Annotated in this window: 13 protein-coding genes and 1 tRNA gene; 10 read left to right on the top strand and 4 right to left on the bottom strand. The window is 59.5% G+C overall.

Annotation, left to right across the window (positions count from 1 at the left end; genetic code table 11):
- Positions 1–54 precede the first annotated feature (54 nt).
- Together gspD and K4O48_RS12420 are read right to left on the bottom strand one after the other, a co-directional pair.
- Positions 55–2325, bottom strand: coding sequence for a type II secretion system secretin GspD (gene gspD, locus K4O48_RS12425; RefSeq protein WP_222908618.1), 2271 nt, complete (start codon positions 2323–2325; stop codon positions 55–57).
- Between the two features lie 3 nt (positions 2326–2328).
- A complete protein-coding gene (locus K4O48_RS12420; RefSeq protein WP_260523623.1) occupies positions 2329–3150 on the bottom strand; it encodes a type II secretion system protein N in 822 nt (273 codons plus the stop codon).
- Positions 3151–3318: 168 nt separating this feature from the next.
- On the opposite strand from K4O48_RS12420, the gene K4O48_RS12415 reads away from it, so the two are divergent.
- The 5 genes from K4O48_RS12415 (at position 3319) to K4O48_RS12395 (ending at position 8374) form a co-directional block, all read left to right on the top strand.
- Positions 3319–3395: transfer RNA gene (locus K4O48_RS12415), tRNA-Asp, on the top strand.
- A 375-nt stretch (positions 3396–3770) separates the two neighbouring features.
- Positions 3771–5408 carry a methyl-accepting chemotaxis protein gene (locus K4O48_RS12410; RefSeq protein ID WP_222912089.1) on the top strand — a complete coding sequence of 546 codons (1638 nt, stop codon included), beginning with the start codon at positions 3771–3773 and terminating at the stop codon, positions 5406–5408.
- A gap of 333 nt (positions 5409–5741) precedes the next feature.
- Entirely contained in the window at positions 5742–7181 is a 1440-nt protein-coding gene (locus K4O48_RS12405; RefSeq protein WP_222908616.1) for a cytochrome ubiquinol oxidase subunit I, read from the top strand.
- Positions 7182–7183: 2 nt separating this feature from the next.
- Positions 7184–8191: a cytochrome d ubiquinol oxidase subunit II gene (gene cydB / locus K4O48_RS12400; RefSeq protein ID WP_222908610.1), complete on the top strand. Its 1008-nt coding sequence runs from the start codon at positions 7184–7186 to the stop codon at positions 8189–8191.
- A gap of 24 nt (positions 8192–8215) precedes the next feature.
- Entirely contained in the window at positions 8216–8374 is a 159-nt protein-coding gene (locus K4O48_RS12395; protein ID WP_222908609.1) for a DUF2474 domain-containing protein, read from the top strand.
- Positions 8375–8646: 272 nt separating this feature from the next.
- Here the strand turns inward: K4O48_RS12395 and K4O48_RS12390 are convergent, their stop codons facing one another.
- Together K4O48_RS12390 and K4O48_RS12385 are read right to left on the bottom strand one after the other, a co-directional pair.
- The gene (locus K4O48_RS12390) at positions 8647–9690 is read right to left on the bottom strand and encodes an AraC family transcriptional regulator (RefSeq protein WP_222908608.1); all 1044 of its coding nucleotides are present in this window, start codon (positions 9688–9690) and stop codon (positions 8647–8649) included.
- Positions 9687–10694, bottom strand: coding sequence for a carbon-nitrogen hydrolase (locus tag K4O48_RS12385; protein ID WP_222908607.1), 1008 nt, complete (start codon positions 10692–10694; stop codon positions 9687–9689). The genes K4O48_RS12390 and K4O48_RS12385 overlap by 4 nt, the downstream gene beginning before the upstream one ends.
- Positions 10695–10907: 213 nt before the next feature.
- Between K4O48_RS12385 and K4O48_RS12380 the strand changes: the two genes are divergently transcribed.
- From K4O48_RS12380 to K4O48_RS12365, 5 genes are all read left to right on the top strand, one after another.
- Positions 10908–12938 (top strand): NADPH-dependent 2,4-dienoyl-CoA reductase, encoded by a 2031-nt coding sequence (locus K4O48_RS12380; protein ID WP_222908606.1) that lies wholly within the window; start codon positions 10908–10910, stop codon positions 12936–12938.
- Between the two features lie 55 nt (positions 12939–12993).
- Positions 12994–13425, top strand: a complete 432-nt coding sequence (locus K4O48_RS12375) for a nuclear transport factor 2 family protein (RefSeq protein ID WP_222908605.1) — start codon at positions 12994–12996, stop codon at positions 13423–13425.
- A 196-nt stretch (positions 13426–13621) separates the two neighbouring features.
- Entirely contained in the window at positions 13622–14983 is a 1362-nt protein-coding gene (locus K4O48_RS20500; protein WP_260523622.1) for a chromosome partitioning protein ParA, read from the top strand.
- Positions 14984–15030: 47 nt separating this feature from the next.
- Positions 15031–15939, top strand: a complete 909-nt coding sequence (locus K4O48_RS12370; protein WP_260523738.1) for a 1-aminocyclopropane-1-carboxylate deaminase/D-cysteine desulfhydrase — start codon at positions 15031–15033, stop codon at positions 15937–15939.
- Positions 15940–15962: 23 nt separating this feature from the next.
- On the top strand, positions 15963–17069 hold the full coding sequence (locus K4O48_RS12365; protein WP_222908602.1) for a cyclic nucleotide-binding domain-containing protein: 1107 nt from the start codon (positions 15963–15965) through the stop codon (positions 17067–17069).
- The last annotated feature ends 4 nt before the right edge of the window (positions 17070–17073 follow it).

Below are 17073 nucleotides of genomic sequence, written 5' to 3'. Positions count from 1 at the left end.
CGGGCGTTAGTAAATGGCGAAGGAACGCGCTAGCAGCCGCCTGTTTCCGGCCCGTTAGTTGTCAGCGGAGTCGAAGTTCACCACAAATCCATCCAGACGCTGCTCGTTAGCCAGCTGCTCGCGGACTTGATTTGCTTCCGGTCGTTGACTGATCGGGCCCACGAAGACGCGGTGGGTGCGGCCTGTCGTCCGAATGTACGTATCGAAGCCCTCGGCGGTCAGTTTGTCCCGCAGTGCGGTAGCGCTGTCGCGATTCTGCAGGCTGGCCACCTGCACCGCCCAGCCTGAACGTACCGATGTCTGTTGTCTCGGTTGAGTCTGCGGCGTGAAGGTTGCAGGTGCGCGCTGCGTTGCTGGCGCGTCCGGCACGGCGCGGCGTTGCGCCGGTTCATTGGAGCGCAGGTCGATGGCGGGAGCCGGCTGGCCCTGGCCGTCAAAGAGCCGTTCGGGTGTAGCGGGCAGGATGCTCGGGCTGTCGGAGTCAGTTTCGATAACCCGTATGTCGCTGTACTTCTTCCCGGAAAGTGCTGCCAGCCCCGCGCGGTCGCGGATAATCGTAGGGCGGAGGAACACCATCAGGTTGCGTTTGACGTGGCTTTCCTGCGTCGAGCGGAACAGCGCGCCAAGCAGCGGGATGTCGCCCAGCAGTGGCACCTTTGAATTAGTCCGAGTTACATCGTCCTGTATCAGACCGCCCAATACGATGACTTGTCCGTCTTCGGCAAGAATGGTGCTTTTGATGGAGCGTTTGTTGGTCACCAGATCGACGGCCTGAGCAGACAGGCTTGCGGACGGAGCGATTGAGGAAATTTCCTGCTCGATTTCCAGGCGTAGCGTAGCGCCGTCATTGATGTGCGGAACCACCTTCAAGGTCACGCCGATGTCCTGCCGTTCAATCGTTGTGAAAGGATTGTTCGCCCCGGACGAGTCAGTGGTATAGCTGCCGGTCTGAAACGGAACGTTCTGGCCGACAAGAATTTCAGCTTCCTGATTGTCCAGCGTAAGCAGGCTGGGGGTTGATAACAGGTTGCTCTTGCTGTTGGCAGAAAGGGCCGTGATCAGGGCGCCAAAGCTGCGCGTCCCGACCCCTATGATTGCGCCGTCAGGAAGCTCGTTGGGGATCTCATCTTCCCGTATTGAATTAAGCACACTGCCTATAGAGATGCCGGTATTGCCGAAGCTGACCCCGCCAGCGCCGCCTGTTCCGCCGCGTGCGTCTACCGCCCACTGGACACCCAGCGCATCAGTGATGTCTCCGGAGACTTCGACGATAGCCGCCTCGACCATCACCTGCGCACGTGGGATATCGAGCTGGCGCACGATCGACTCGAGCGTGCCGATCAGTTCGGGCTCGGCGAGCATGACCAACGCATTCAGGCTTTCGTCGGCACGAATGAGAATGTTCTGCTGCCGTCCGCCCTGGGCTTCGCCGTCTGTCGGCGTGGCAAGGTTTTCGGAGATATCGCCGAGGGTTTCGGCCAGCGACTTGGCGTCGTTGTGGCGCAGACGAATGACCCGTGTGTTCGCCGAGCGGGTACTGGGTGTGTCCAGCGTCTTCGCCAAGCTTGCCAGCTTCTGGCGGGCCTGTTCCGGGCCGGTGAAGATCAGCCGGTTGGTGCGCGAATCGGCAATGATCTGCGCACCTGCCGTGTCGCGGGCTTCCCCACGCGCCAGGGTATTACGCAGTACCTCAGCGATATCCACCGCCCAGCCGTATTGAAGGTTCACCACGCTGTGGTCGTCGGTCTGGGCACGATCCAACTGACGGACAAGGTCTTCGATGCGGGCAATGTTGGCGCTACGGTCGCTGATGATCAGGGCATTGGCGGAGCCCACCGCAGCGAGATGGCCGTATTGCGGCACAAGCGGACGGATCAACGGGATAAGCTCAGTGGCAGACGTGTGCTGGACTTGGATCACCCGGGTTTCAAGCAGATCGCCGCCTGTCGGCCCGCCGCCGGCCTCCGATTTCGCTTCCGCGTTGGGCACGATTCGTGCGACTTCTCCCTGAGTGAGTACGCTGTAGCCATGGGTCGCCATGACTGACAGGAACAGCTGATAGACCTCCGATAGCGAAAGCGTTGTCGATGACACGACGCTCACTTGGCCTTTGACGCGCGGATCGACGATGAATGTCTGTCCGGTCAGTTGGCTGATCTGATCGATGAAGGCGCGGATGTCAGCGTCCTTGAGATTGATCGTCCAGCCGTCCTGTTGGGTTTCGCTCTGTTCGATTCCTGGGTCCGCAGCTAGCAAAGGGAGAGGAGCGGCGAGTAGACCGGCGGCCAGGAGGGCAATAAGCGGGCGGGAGGAAAAAGGCAGCATCAGTCAGTTGTCTTCCGTGGGCTGTTCGTCGGAGGGCATGGATTCTGTCGGGCTTTCGGCCCCTTCCATCTGTTGGCGGAGCGCTTCCATTTGTTGTTGGAGCATTTCCGCTTGCGGATCAAGTGCTTCCATTTCTGTCGGTTCACTGTAGTCCGGCAGATTATCAGGCACGGCTGACGCGGAGCGGACGCTGGGGAAATACAAGCCCTCAATCCGACCGCCGCGTAGTATTTCGACCCTGTCGGGATGCACGCTGTGAAGGCGCACATCTGGCTCCAGTTGTTGTTCGACCTGATAGAGCTGTGGCGGCTGGCCGCTCAGCTGGATGATAGCGGTCGATCTGGCTGGATCAGCATGGACGAAGCTGCCTAGCAAGGTTAGATCAGAATTCGATGCGCCGGGCGCATAGCTTTCGCCGCTGGAGGCGGGGTTGCCGAACAGACTTGCCATGCGTTGAAGATCAGGCGCAACGCCGGCGGGCTGACGGCTGTCAGCGGCAGCGGTTGGAGGTGACTGCGTCAGTTGCAGCCACTCTCTGATCTGCCCGGCTAGATAGAGGCCGAAGAGCACGACGATAGCGGCGCTAACGATTGCGGGCGCATGCTGACGAACTTTCTGCAATGCTGCGGGGGAAGCCAATCTAGGCACTCCGAATACTGAATGATGACGCGGCGGAACAGCGAGGCGCGAAATGAAACCGAATGATCCGCCAATAGCCGCGCGTCCCGTGCAGTCTAGACTGTGACGATGACAAAGAAGTGCTTGAGTATGCCAGTGCAACTGACTGTTTTTCAGGCAAATGGTGCCCTTGGCATGCTTAATCAAGACAGTGATCCGGCTATGGACGGTTTTTTTGATTAAAAACGCGTAAGCCCGTTGACTTGATTCTTAGGGATGCGTAAATTGCGCGCCTCGCAAGGCGATCAGCTGGTTTCACGGGTGGTCGAGGCTTCATAGCAAAATCTTGTGATCGGACGAAAGTCCGGCCGACGCGCAGCGGTAGTTCAGTCGGTTAGAATACCGGCCTGTCACGCCGGGGGTCGCGGGTTCGAGTCCCGTCCGCTGCGCCATACATATCTCCTTCGTTTCTTGCGAAGGGCTTCGAAGAAAGCGGCCATTGGCCGCTTTTTTTGTGCTCGCTATTTTCTCCCCCATATTCATACCTCATTTACCTAGTCGTCCAAGCTGGCATCGGCTTGATAAGCGTTGCGCTGTGGGTGTCTTTCGCATATTGGCCTGCGCTAAAAACTTGTACAGAAGTTTTACGAAGAGCCATAGTTGTCTCGCTTCAGAGGCCGTTTATTGATGTTTTAGGCATTGGGTCAGAAAAAACTTGTACAAAAAGATGGCTAAGTGACATTATCTGTACAAGTTATGAGTCGGCTAGAAGAGCTGATGCATCCCTTCGCACTGGCTGCGACGCAGCGAGGCACCCGGAGAGCACCATGAGCAAACAAATGTCGGTATCCAAGCGGCTGGGGTTGGGCTTTTTCATCATTCTTGCGTTGATGGCGGCCGTCGCGATGGTTAGCGCATTGAAGGTTGATGTGATTGACCGGACCATGAGCAGCATCAGTACGCAGGCAGGTTTGAAACAGCGTTACGCAATCAATTTCAGGGGTAGCGTGCATGACCGTGCTATCGCCATTAGAGATGCCGTTAGCGCTGTAGACCCTGCTTTCGCACGTGAACAAATGGCGGAAATCGAGCGATTGGCGATAACGTATGCGGAGTCCGCAGTGCCGATGAAGGCGATGCTTGCACAGCCGGCCGCTGACGCTATTGAGCTGAAGTTGATGGCCGAGATCGAAGCGATTGAGGCGAAAACTATCAAGTTGACGGGGCAGGTCATCGAGCTCCGCTTTGCTGAGGGACCCACGCGGGGATACGCGTTTTTGCTTGAAAACGTCGCGGGTGCCTACACTGAGTGGCTTCGTTTAATCAACGCGTTTATTGACCATCAGGAGCAGAGCATCGCGCAGGACGTGACACTTGTGCGGGATACGGCCAGCGGTTTTCTGCTCCTGATCATCGCGGTAACAGGGGCGGCGATTCTTCTCGGATCGTTGATCGCCGCGTTAATCATCCGCAAGCTTCGTTCGACGCTGGGCGCGGAGCCGGATGAGGTGGCTCGCGTGATCGGTAACCTGGCCGACGGCGACCTTAAGCAGGTCATCATGACCGACTACCCGGACAGCGTAATGGGTGCCACCGCCAAAATGGCCGCTCGATTGTCCGGAATCATCACCGAAGTGCGGACTGCAGCTGATGGACTGGGTGCTGCATCCGGAGAGTTGCTGACGTCATCAGCAAACAGTAATCAGCAGATCGAGCGCCAATCGGCTGAGGCAGAGCAGGTGGCTACTGCTATCAACCAAATGGCAGCCACGGTGAGTGAAGTCGCAAGCTTCACCGCTCGCGCTGCCGCTGCGGCAAAAAGCGCTGAAGAGCAGGTTCAGACCGGCAACCGGGTGGTGGGTGAAACCGCGCTTTCCATTCAGAACCTCGCCACCGTGCTTGAACAAGCCACCGAGACCGTCAGTCGTGTTTCGCAAGAAAGCGGAAATATCGAGAAGATCCTGCAAGTGATCACTGGCATCGCCGAACAGACCAATCTACTCGCGCTGAATGCGGCGATAGAGGCTGCCCGTGCGGGCGAGCATGGACGCGGTTTCGCGGTTGTCGCTGATGAGGTGCGCTCGCTGGCCAACCGCACCCAACAGTCATCCAGTGAAATAAGTGACATGATCACATCGCTGCAGGCCGGTGCAGGCCAGGCCGTTGCGGTGATGCAGTCGAGCAGGCAGCTGGCCCACAAGACGGTCGAGCAAACGCTGGAAGCTGAAAACGCGCTAGCCAAGATTCGGCAGGAGGTAGGGTCGATCAACGAGATGAACACTCAGATCGCAACGGCATCGGAAGAGCAGAGTGCCGTCGCCGAAGAGGTCAACCAGAGCGTAACGCGCATCCACGACTCGGCTGTAGCGAGTTCGGCGGCTGCAAACCAGGTGGCGTCGGCGAGCCGTGACTTGAGTGCGCTTGCACAAGAGCTGACTCTGAAGGTCGGCTACTTCCGTGGCTGACCGGCGCTCCGCTTTCTCCTCAGAGGTGCGGCGCGACTGACTCAGCGGCGCACTGCAGTGCGGGCAACCACGCCCGATAATTGAGCCACCTTAGGCTAGACACCAATGCCCGTCGTTGTGGCGGGCCTTGAACCCGTCTCGAATGTTCTCCCGCCGCGCTCGATTCGCCATCCTGGGTTCTGCACGTGCGTTGCGGGCGTTGTGTTCCAACTGTTTTTCGGTCTGCGTCAACCTGTGGCGGCTCTGCGGTGCACCCTTGCGTTTTCCTGCTGTCAGTACTCCGTACGTAATGAACAAACCAAGTGCAGGCAGACAGCAAACGAGGGGTCGTTAATGTTCGGTTTGGAAGCTCTCGAGCTTGCGCGAATCCAGTTCGCCTTTACCATTTCGTTCCACATCATCTTTCCGGCAATCACTATCGGCCTGGCGAGTTTCCTGGCGGTGCTGGAAGGGCTGTGGTTGAAGACCAAGCGTCAGGTTTACCGCGATCTCTACCATTTCTGGCTGAAAATTTTCGCCGTCAATTTCGGCATGGGCGTGGTGTCCGGAATTGTTATGGCGTACCAGTTCGGTACCAACTGGAGTGCCTTCTCGGAGTTCGCGGGGAGCGTTACGGGGCCCTTGCTGGCCTATGAAGTGCTCACCGCGTTTTTCCTGGAGGCGGGGTTCCTCGGCGTCATGTTGTTTGGCTGGAACCGTGTCGGGCCGGGCCTGCATTTCTTTTCGACCCTGATGGTCGCTGTCGGCACCCTGATCTCAACCTTTTGGATCCTCGCGTCGAACAGCTGGATGCATACGCCTCAGGGGCACGAGATCATCGACGGCATTGTGGTGCCGGTGGATTGGTTCGCCATCGTGTTCAATCCTTCGTTCCCATACCGGCTGACCCATATGGCGGTCGCTGCATTCCTTGCCACTGCATTTATGGTAGGGGCGTCCGCCGCCTGGCATCTGCTCCGTGGCAAGGACAACCCAGCGGTCCGCAAGATGCTGTCGATGGCAATGTGGATGGCATTGATCGTGGCGCCGATCCAAGCGGTGATTGGCGATTTTCACGGTCTCAACACACTTGAGCATCAGCCCGCCAAGATCGCCGCAATGGAAGGACACTGGGACAATTCGTCTGGTGAGCCGACACCTTTGCTGTTGTTCGGCTGGCCTGACATGGAGCGTGAGGAAACACGGTTCAAGGTTGAAATTCCCTACCTCGGCAGCTTGATACTCAAGCACAGCCTCACCGAACCGATCCCCGCGCTGAAGGACTTCCCGCCTGAAGACAGGCCGAACTCCACCATTGTCTTCTGGACATTCCGGATCATGGTCGCGCTGGGTTTCCTGATGATTTTTACCGGCCTCTGGAGCCTTTGGCTTCGTCGTAGTGGTGGGCTGTTCACGTCCCGTCCGTTTTTGCGTCTGGCATTGCTAATGGGGCCGTCCGGACTTATCGCAATCCTGGCGGGATGGTTCACGACTGAAATTGGCCGCCAGCCGTGGGTCGTCTACGGCGTGATGCGAACGTCGGATGCGGTGTCCAACCACGGCGCCGGCCAGCTCGGGCTGACACTCGCCATGTTCGTACTGATTTACTTCGCCGTGTTCGGCATCGGGTTTGTCTATGTGCTGCGGTTGATTGCCAAAGGACCGGTGATCAACGAAGGCAACGAGAAGGGTGCTGGAGGCCCGGGTGAGAAGCGCACGCCGATGCGGCCGCTCTCGGCGGCGGACGAGGCGATCCCCCACGACCATGGCGACCAACTGGGCGAGAGGAATTGAATATGGGCGTTGATCTTTCGCTGATCTGGGCCGTCATCATCATCTTCGGGATCATGATGTATGTGGTGATGGACGGTTTCGACTTGGGTATCGGCATCCTTTTCCCTTTCCTGGCCGATACGTCCGAGCGCGACGTGGCCATGAATACGGTCGCGCCGATCTGGGATGGCAATGAAACCTGGCTGGTGTTGGGCGGAGCAGGCTTGTTCGCGGCGTTTCCGCTGGCTTACTCGGTGATCTTGTCTGCCCTTTACCTGCCGATCATCTTCATGCTGATGGGGCTGATCTTTCGCGGCGTCGCGTTCGAGTTCCGCTTCAAGGCGAGCGTCGATCGACAGCATATTTGGGACAAGGCGTTTGTAGGTGGTTCATTGGCGGCGACCTTCTTCCAAGGGGTCGCGCTGGGCGCCTTCATCCATGGATTTCCGGTCGCGGACCGCGCCTATGCGGGCGGCCCGCTGGATTGGCTCACGCCATTTTCCGTGTTCTGCGGGCTGGCCTTGATCGTCGCCTATGCCTTGCTTGGCTGCACCTGGCTGATCATGAAAACCGCGGGCGATCTTCAGAAGCGCATGCACGACATTGGCATTCCGCTGGTTTGGGCGGTGTTGGCAGTCACCGGTATCGTCAGTATCTGGACGCCGCTGACGCATCCGGACATCGCCGAGCGTTGGTTCAGCTTGCCGAACCTGTTTCTCTTCATGCCCGTACCGATTCTGGTGCTGCTATGCACCTTCGGGCTTCTGCGGTCGATCGCGCGCTATGCCCACTATTCGCCGTTCCTGTTTACGCTGGCGCTGATTTTTCTGGGTTACAGCGGCTTGGGCATCAGCCTCTGGCCAAATATTATCCCGCCATCGGTCAGCATATGGGATGCCGCCTCGCCACCGCAGAGCCAGGGTTTCACGTTAGTCGGCGCGTTGCTGATCATCCCGTTGATCCTGATGTACACCGCATGGAGCTATTACGTGTTTCGCGGCAAGGTCAGCGCGGAAGACGGTTACCACTGAGGCGGTGTCGTGATGGAGCGTTCTATGTGGAAGAAGCACGAAAGCGGTGCGACGGAACAAAAGCCTCTGTGGAAACGCATGACCTGGCTCGTGGTGATCTGGTCCGCTAGCGTGCTGGCGCTTGGCGTGGTCGCTTGGCTTTTGCGTCAGTTCATGACGGCCGCTGGTCTCGCGGCGCCTTGACTCGGGGGAGCGCTCTACACCGATGGTTGTGGGCAGTGCGGCGATTGGGCGCGTTGTCGCGATCGCACGTTTGGGCTATTCAGTTCGAACGCCCGCGTGATGCGGTTCATGTTTTCGTCATGAGCCCGCGTTAGCGTGGGTGGCACGGACTTTGTTAGCACCAACAGACCCAGCAAGAGGAACGCTCCTATGGATGACTACCAGGACGAAATACTTGAATGGCACGCTGCCGAGCAGGACGGCCCTGAACCGGCTGAAGACGCTTTCGAGCTTTAAGGGACTTCGGCGCGCCGTTGCGCACGCCGGTACTCTCCCGGTGTGAGCCCACTCCAGCGCTTGAACGCGCGTTGAAACGCCTCTGCCGAAGAGAATCCAAGCAGCCAGGCGATTTCGCCGAATGCCGATTCCGTATCGCGAATGTACGCCATCGCCAGATCTCGTCGGGTGTCATTGAGGATGGCCCGGTAGCTGGCACCTTCTTCTTCCAGCTTACGACGCAACGTCCAGGGTGGCAGCTGCAACCGACTGGCAATCTGCTGCAGGTCCGGCTCCTGACCCTTGAGCATCGGCCCCAGCAGTTGCGTCACGCGCTCGCGCAAACTGCGGGTACGGGTGAGTTGTTCCAGTTCCGACTCGCACAGTTCGAGCAGGTGGCGCCAGGTGCCCGGACAGTGTTCCGGATTGCGTAGCGCCAGCGCGGCCTTGTCCAGACGCAGTTGATTGTGTGTCGTGGAAAACTCTACAGGCTTCCCGAACAGGTTCTCGTAGCGAGCAGCGTAGTCCGGCCGCTCGAACTCGATGTGAACGGCGACAGGCTCCAGAAGACGAGTCGCCACCGTGCTCAATTGCGCGATCCAACTCGCCAGCACGGTATCCACAACGAACCGGTTGTAGGCGTTGTAAGGACTGATGGAATAAAACCGCAACCAGGCTCCGTCGGCGTCTTCAATGAACAGTGACGCGCCGCGGTAATTCGACGCATACAGCGGTTCGTAACGAATCAGCGCGCGCGCCGCTTCTCGCACGGTCGGCGCCTGCATGGATGTGATGCCCACCAAACCCAGATGGCCGGCTTTACGCAGCCGTCCCATCTCCAGCCCCAGCCCCGGATCACCGGCGAGCTGGATGGCTGCATGCCCAAGGCGCATGTAACGCGGGATCGACAGGCGTGCGCGTGGTTCTGATAGACGTGCCAGATCCAACCCGTAAGCATCCAGCAACGGCTGCGGATCGATTCGCCGTTCTTGCAACGCGCTACTTAGACTGTGCACGAAACCAACCGAGAGGTCGCCGAGCCGCACCCGCTGATGATTCATGGCCGTTCCGGTAACCAGAGGTTGTTCAACTGCACCGGTTCGCTGTGAGGTGTTCGTGCCGGCCGATGAGGCGAGCCCACCAGGTTCCATGGCAACCCCAGGGTACGCACCTCCATGCGTGGTAGTGCCATGTCCTGTGGTGAGGTGATAGCACAGGTGGCAGATACGTCCTCGCGTGCGCCCGGGATGGCGAGCAGTTCGGCGTCGGATGGGAGTGAACCGCGGTAGCCGTCGCAGCCGATCAGCACCGCCAGGCGACCGGCCGGGGTCGTCAGCGTGGCCACTGTGACGTCGGACGCCTGGCTATAGCGTCGCTCGTAACGGGTTAGCGCTTGCTTGTACTGCAACGGCTCCAGGGGTTGCCCGTCAGCTGCGAAACTCAGGCTGACCTGCTGAAGCGGGCCATGACCGATGTGCAGCTGGCCGCTCTCAAGGCGTGGTTCGGGCAGCACGATGGAACCGGCTACCAACGTGACGCCGTATTCTTTCGCCAGGCCGCCGAAGATCTGTTGATAGTCATCTGCCATTTGCTGCGCCTTGATTTTCAATACCGCCTCGGTACGGCGATCATCACCCTCGTTGCCCAACAGCGCGCGCAGATAGTCCCAGGGGTTACTGAGCGCCATCCATTGCATAGCGTCACGCAGTGTTCTTGCCTGCTGCACCTCCGGCTTCTCACCCAACGCGAATAGCCCGGTGCCGATGTGTTCGGGTAGCACAACGACGGTGCGGGCATTGAGCAACCCAGCGTCCCGTGCCTGGTCGAGGTAGGTTCGAAGTTTCAGCTGCAGCCGCTCCGGGCTCTGATAATCAGCCGGCATGAGTCGAGTTTCGATACCGAGCAGATTGCCAGCGTGGCCGGGAATCCCCTGGCTATTGATGGGCAGGGTTCGCAGATCGGACAACAGCGGGCCGCTGCGCCGGTCATGCGTCCAGTCGAGATAGATGATGAGCGCGGCAAGCGCGAGAGCAGTCAGGCCAAGTATTTTGCTGTAGGTGCGCATGGAAGGTTGCCGGTGAATATGGGGGGAGATTAGGCACCTGAGTGCTTATTGCCAAGCGGTATTGCGCGATAGGGTCAGGCAGTTGTGAATTTTGATCATTGAGCGAGTCGCAGCGCCTGTTTATCTTCGCTGCATAGCGACCACCCCCACGAGGCGTGGCGATCTCACCGTTGACTACAGGCACGGCTCGTGCCGCCTGATCGAGGAACGAACATGACTGCTTTCCCGCACCTGCTGGCCCCTTTGGACCTGGGCTTTACAACGTTGCGTAACCGAACGTTGATGGGGTCGATGCACACGGGCCTTGAGGAAATGCCCAACGGGTTCGAGCGGATGGCCGCCTTCTTTGCCGAGCGTGCCCGCGGTGGTGTTGGCTTGATCGTCACCGGTGGTGTTGGCCCCAACGAAGAAGGTTCGGTCCGCGCGGGTGCGGCCAAGCTGTCGACCATCGAGGAAGCAGAAGAACATAAGGTCGTCACCCAAGCCGTTCACGAGGCGGGTGGCAAGATCTGCATGCAGATCCTTCATGCCGGCCGGTATGCCTACAGCCCGCAGCTCGTTGCGCCGAGCGCAATTCAGGCCCCGATCAATCCGTTCACGCCACGCGAGCTGGATGAAGAGGGCATCGAAAAGCAGATCCGGGACTTCGTTAACTGCGCGAGCCTGGCAAAGCAGGCCGGTTACGACGGCGTCGAGATCATGGGGTCCGAAGGCTACTTCATTAACCAGTTTCTAGTTGCGCACACCAACCACCGCAGCGATCGTTGGGGCGGCAGTTATGAAAACCGTATGCGCCTACCGGTTGAAATCGTACGCCGCGTCAGAGAAACCGTTGGGCCTGATTTCATCATCATCTACAGGCTGTCCATGCTCGACTTGATCGAAAGCGGCAGTGCCTGGGACGAAGTGGTGGTGCTCGCTAAAGCGATTGAGCAAGCCGGCGCAACGATCATCAATACTGGCATCGGCTGGCACGAGGCGCGCATTCCTACTATCGCAACCAAGGTACCGCGTGCTGCGTTCACCAAGGTGACTGCCAAACTGCGTGGCGAGGTCAGCATTCCGCTGGTGACGACTAACCGCATCAATACGCCGGAAGTCGCTGAGCAGGTCCTGGCCGAGGGCGATGCCGACATGGTGTCGATGGCGCGTCCGTTCCTCGCCGATCCGGATTTCGTCAACAAGGCGGCGGCTGATCGCAGCGACACCATCAATACCTGTATCGGCTGTAATCAGGCCTGCCTGGATCATACGTTCAGCGGCAAGTTGACCACCTGCCTGGTCAATCCGCGTGCCTGCTACGAGACCGAACTGAACTACATTCCGACCGCTGCGGTGAAGAAGATTGCCGTAGTGGGCGCCGGGCCTGCCGGGCTGTCAGCCGCCACAGTGGCGGCGGAGCGCGGTCATCAGGTGACGTTGTTCGACGCAGGCAGCGAGATCGGAGGGCAATTCAACGTCGCCAAACGTGTGCCTGGCAAGGAGGAGTTCTACGAGACGCTGCGCTACTTCGACACCAAGCTCCGAAGTACGGGCGTTGATGTCCGCTTGAATACGCGTGTCAGCGCTGTGGATCTGCTGGCAGGCGGTTATGACGAGATTATTCTTGCTACCGGCATCGCGCCGCGCACACCTGAGATCCCTGGCATCGAGCATCCAATGGTGATTGGCTACCTTGATGCGATCCTGCAACGCAAACCTGTCGGGCAGCGCGTTGCGGTGATCGGCGCCGGCGGTATCGGTTTCGATGTCTCCGAGTTCATCACCCATCAAGGCCAGTCGACCAGCCTGGACCGGGAAGCGTTCTGGAAGGAGTGGGGCATCGATCTCGGGCTTGAAGTCCGCGGCGGTATCGCCGGCATTCAGCCGGCACCGCACGCACCGGCACGTCAGGTTTATCTGCTGCAGCGCAAGAAGTCCAAGGTCGGCAATGGACTAGGCAAGACCACCGGCTGGATTCACCGTACCGGCCTGAAAAATAAGCACGTGCAGATGATCAGCGCGGTGGACTACCTCAAAGTGGACGACGAGGGGCTGCATGTCCGCGTCGCCGAGGGCGAGCCACAGGTGCTGCCGGTGGATACCGTCATTGTTTGCGCTGGGCAGGATCCACTGCGCGAATTGCAGGCCGAGCTTGAAGCGGGAGGGGCAAGGGTGCATCTGATTGGTGGCGCGGATGTTGCCGCAGAGCTGGATGCCAAGCGGGCGATTAATCAGGGCTCGCGCCTCGCTGCCGAGATCTAAAACACAGGCCCCGCTTCGAGCGGGGCGTTCCTTGACGCTCTATAAGGACGCCTGCATGAACGTTTCTCCGCCCCTGCAGCCGAGCGCCGCCGCCACGTTGCAGCGCTGGCATCGGATGATTGAAGCCCGTGACCTCAGCGGTCTACCAGAATTGCTTCACCCTCAAGCTGTGTTTCGCTCCCCGATGGCGTTCAAACCCTACGAGAGCGCTGCGGCAGTCAATCTGATCCTCACGACCGTGATGACGGTATTCGAAGACTTCGCCTATCACCGCGAGCTGGCCAGCGCCGACGGCTTGAATGCCGTGCTGGAGTTCAGCGCACGGGTGGGGGAGCGACACCTCAAGGGCATCGACATGATTCGCTTCGATGAAGCCGGACTGATAACCGACTTCGAGGTCATGGTGCGACCATTGAGCGGGTTGCAGGCGCTCGGTGAGGAAATGGGCCTCCGGCTGGGGCCGCAGCTTGCCGCGTTGAAGCGCTGAACAGTTCCCCAACCCCGTCACAGTTTTCTGGCTGCGCATCGGTGCGTTTGCCAACGGCCGGCTCGCTGCCAACCCAATCACATCGCCGGTTCTGATTTTTCCCCTAAACTTGCGCCGACCATCGCGATGGCGGCGCCGAAGCGCCTGCTGTCTCGGATATATTCGCTGGCCGATCAAGCTGTTGAGGGTGCGAGCAATGCAGATTAAACCGCAGACGGTTGAAGCCGTACTGTTCTTCAATGATGGCGGCGTCTGCAAGGAAATGCTCTATCCCGAATTTGAGGCCGTGCTTGATGGCATGGTGAACGTCCCCGAGTTCGCGGACCAGCAGATGCGGGTCGCATATCTACTGATCAATACCCGTCTGCAGATTCGTGCAGCGGTGTTCTTTTACCTTGATTTCAACGACGACGGTTCGGCGGACAGCGGCTGGAATATCCCTCTGCGTAGCCTGGCGGAGCGCACCGGGCGCGGCCCCGATCTTGGTGCGGGCCCTATTCGGCTGGCCTGCCGCAGCCAGTGTCCGGTGTCGTGGTATCAGATGCACCTCTGGGACCCACAAACGACTCAGAGCACAAACCACTTCCTCATGCTGCGCGACCGAGTGAAGCGCAACCAGCTCGGCTTGCTGGTCGAGGAAGAAATGCCGCAAACGGTACCGACCGAGCGACTGCAAATGGTCGCCGAAGAGAACTGGTACGCGGCGGATCCTGCAAAGCAGGTGGCTACCCGGCGGGCTGAGAAGCTCGAGCAGGAACAGCGTCTCAAGGCGGCGCAACTGATTAAGCAACAGCGTTTGCGCATCGCCAACCTCGAGCAGCAGCGCGAAGCCGACATCAACAGACTGCGCGAGCTGGCGGCACAGCAGCAGACCAAGCTGCAGGACGAAATTGCCCAATTGCGCCGTGAACTGCAGCACAAGGACCAGAGTGCTGAAGAGTTGCGTGCACAGCTCAATGCTCAGGCTGAAGGTTTTCAAAAGACTCGCGAAGAGATGAGCCGTCAACTGCGAGCGCTGGAGCAGAATAGTCGCACCGAAGCAGAGGCGGCCCGCGCGCAGTTCGATGACGAGCTGCAACGGCAAGTCGCAGCAGCGGTGGCCGAGCTCAAGGAGCAGGTGTCCATACGCGATGTGGAGCTGGCATACCGCAATGAACTGGACAGCGATTTGCAGGCCGAGATAGAACAGCTTCAAAAACAACGTGATGCGCTTGCTGAGCAGAGTGGCGAGCGAGTACTCGAACGCCTTTCAGCGCTGGGCGTAACTTTTATGGCGTATCACCCGGGAGCGGGACACCTGACCATCCCGCTTCCAGATATGGCGCGTTATCAGCACAATCCGATCGCCTACGCAGCGGCAAAATGCTCGGTTTCCGAGGAGCAGTACGGGCAGTGGGTGCAGCATTATCAGCAGCCAACCTGCGTGGCGACATTGACCAGTGGCGAGCGTTGCAACATGCCGCTGGACAAGGTGGAAGCGCCCGGACGCTTTCAGGTCGGACACTCGAATTGCTGTGCCAGGCACCGCTCGCAGAATCGGCTGCGTACCGGCAGTTAGCGCGTTTGTCATCCCAAACCTTCACGTTAGACTTGCGATCGGCGCCGCTGCAGCCCGTGGATCTGCCCTGGCTCCGGCACGCGGACGTCAGGCTCGCCGTACTGCGCCTGGATTTGATTGATCCGGAGTTGTCCGGAAATAAGTGGTTCAAGCTTTCACATCACCTCGACGCTGCACGGCTAGCAGGCGCGACAGGTCTTCTCAGCCTTGGTGGTCCCCACTCCAATCATCTTCATGCACTGGCGGCCGCCGCCAGTCGCTTCGGGTTGTCCAGTGTCGGCTTGCTCCGCGGGCATCCGCAGAGGACAGCGACTGTCGACGATCTGCAACGCTTCGGTATGCAGCTCCATTGGCTGGGGTATGGCGGCTATCGCGAACGGCACCGGCCGGGCTTTTTCGATCAGTGGCGCCTGCAGTATCCACACCACTACTGCGTGCCCGAAGGCGGGGGAGGGCTTGCCGGTGCCTTAGGCTGTGCGCCCCTGGCGGCGCATGTGCGGGAACAGCTACCCAGTCTGGGCTGGGATGATTACGACGGGATGTGGCTGGCGGCGGGAACCGGGACGACGTTGGCCGGGCTGATCATTGGTGAAACCCAACAAGGGGCGCATCGGGTGTATGGCGCGCTGGCGGGTCCGCAATCTCATGGCGTTGCACAGGAGGTGCAGCGCCTGCTGAACGAGGCCGGTATAGCTGGCGCGAGTTATCAGCTGATCGATGCGAGTCGGGGTGGTTTCGGCCGGTTTGACCCGTCACTGGCGCGTTTCATAGTCGAGACCGAGGGCATGACTGGGCTGCCCCTGGAACCGGTCTATACGGCTAAGGCAATGATGGCATTGCGCCTTTATGTCGATGGCGGTTATTTTACCAAAGGCACGCGGCTGGTCTTCGTGCATACCGGCGGTCTTCAGGGTCGACGTGCCGCCCAGGCGCAGCTGGAAGAGCTGCTGCGCTGACCTACCGAATTTGGAAAACATGGATGAACAAGCCGCTGCTTCCCGATCAACTGCGCAGTCTGACGCCACTCAACGCACTGTCACCCCGCCGGCTACAGACGCTCCGCCAGCAATTAGTCCCGCGACAATTGCACGCAGGCGATCTGCTGTTTGATCCGGAGTCAGCAGAGCGGCTCAGCTATTTCTTGTTGACCGGTGCCCTGCGTATGCAATCCGCGGACGGTGTGCAACGACGTATAGCGGCCGGATCGCCCGAGGGCTCGCATGCGTTCAGCGCCTCCAACCGGCTCAACGAGGTCCGCGCGTTGGAAGCATCCAGCGTTTTGGCGATTGATAGCAGCCAATTGGATCGTCTGCTTTCCTGGCACCAGGCCCATGCTGATTTGCTGCTCGAGCTTGTTACCGCAGGCGAGCTGAGCGATTGGCTTGAGGAGCTTCTGGAAAACCCGCTGTTTACGAAGGTGCCACCGGAAAACGTGCGGAGCATGCTGGCCAAGCTGCAAGCAATCGAGCTGCCTGCTGGGCACGTGCTGCTGCATGAAGGCGATGCCGGCGACTGTTGCTACTTCCTTAAAAGCGGGCGGGCAGAAGTCATGATTGACCACGGCAACGTTGGCCAGGTCGTGGCGGAGCTGGGCGTCGGTGCCTGCTTCGGTGAGGAGGCGTTGCTGACGGATCGCCCGCGTAACGCCACCGTCACGCTGCTCGAAGACGCGTGCGTGCTGCGCCTCAAACGTGATGATTTCATTGCCTTGCTGAAGGCGCCGGTGGTACGCGACCTGGACCTTGCACAAGCGAGCGAGCTGATCGCGCAGGGTTCGCAATGGCTTGATGTCAGGCTGCTGGAAGAATATCAACGAGGCCACGCGCTACAGGCGCTTAACATGCCGTTGCATCTGTTGCGGCTGAAGGCGAGATTGTTAAAACAGGATCGCATCTATCTGTGTTACTGCGACAGCGGCAAGCGCAGCGCCAGTGCTGTGTTTCTGTTAACCCAGTTGGGCTTTACGGCCTATACCTTGCGCGGTGGCCTCGATGCACTGACGGCTGAACAATATGCCGCGCTGCTTTGCGAACAGGGCAGTGGTTACCTGGCGCGTTCCGGCGGGCGCATCGAACGTAGCGATTAAGATC

It is taken from the genome of Pseudomonas sp. DNDY-54 (assembly GCF_019880365.1).
Lineage (GTDB): Bacteria > Pseudomonadota > Gammaproteobacteria > Pseudomonadales > Pseudomonadaceae > Stutzerimonas > Stutzerimonas stutzeri_P.
Note: the sequence above shows the minus strand (reverse complement) of the source record. Positions and strands in the feature narration are given on the sequence as shown.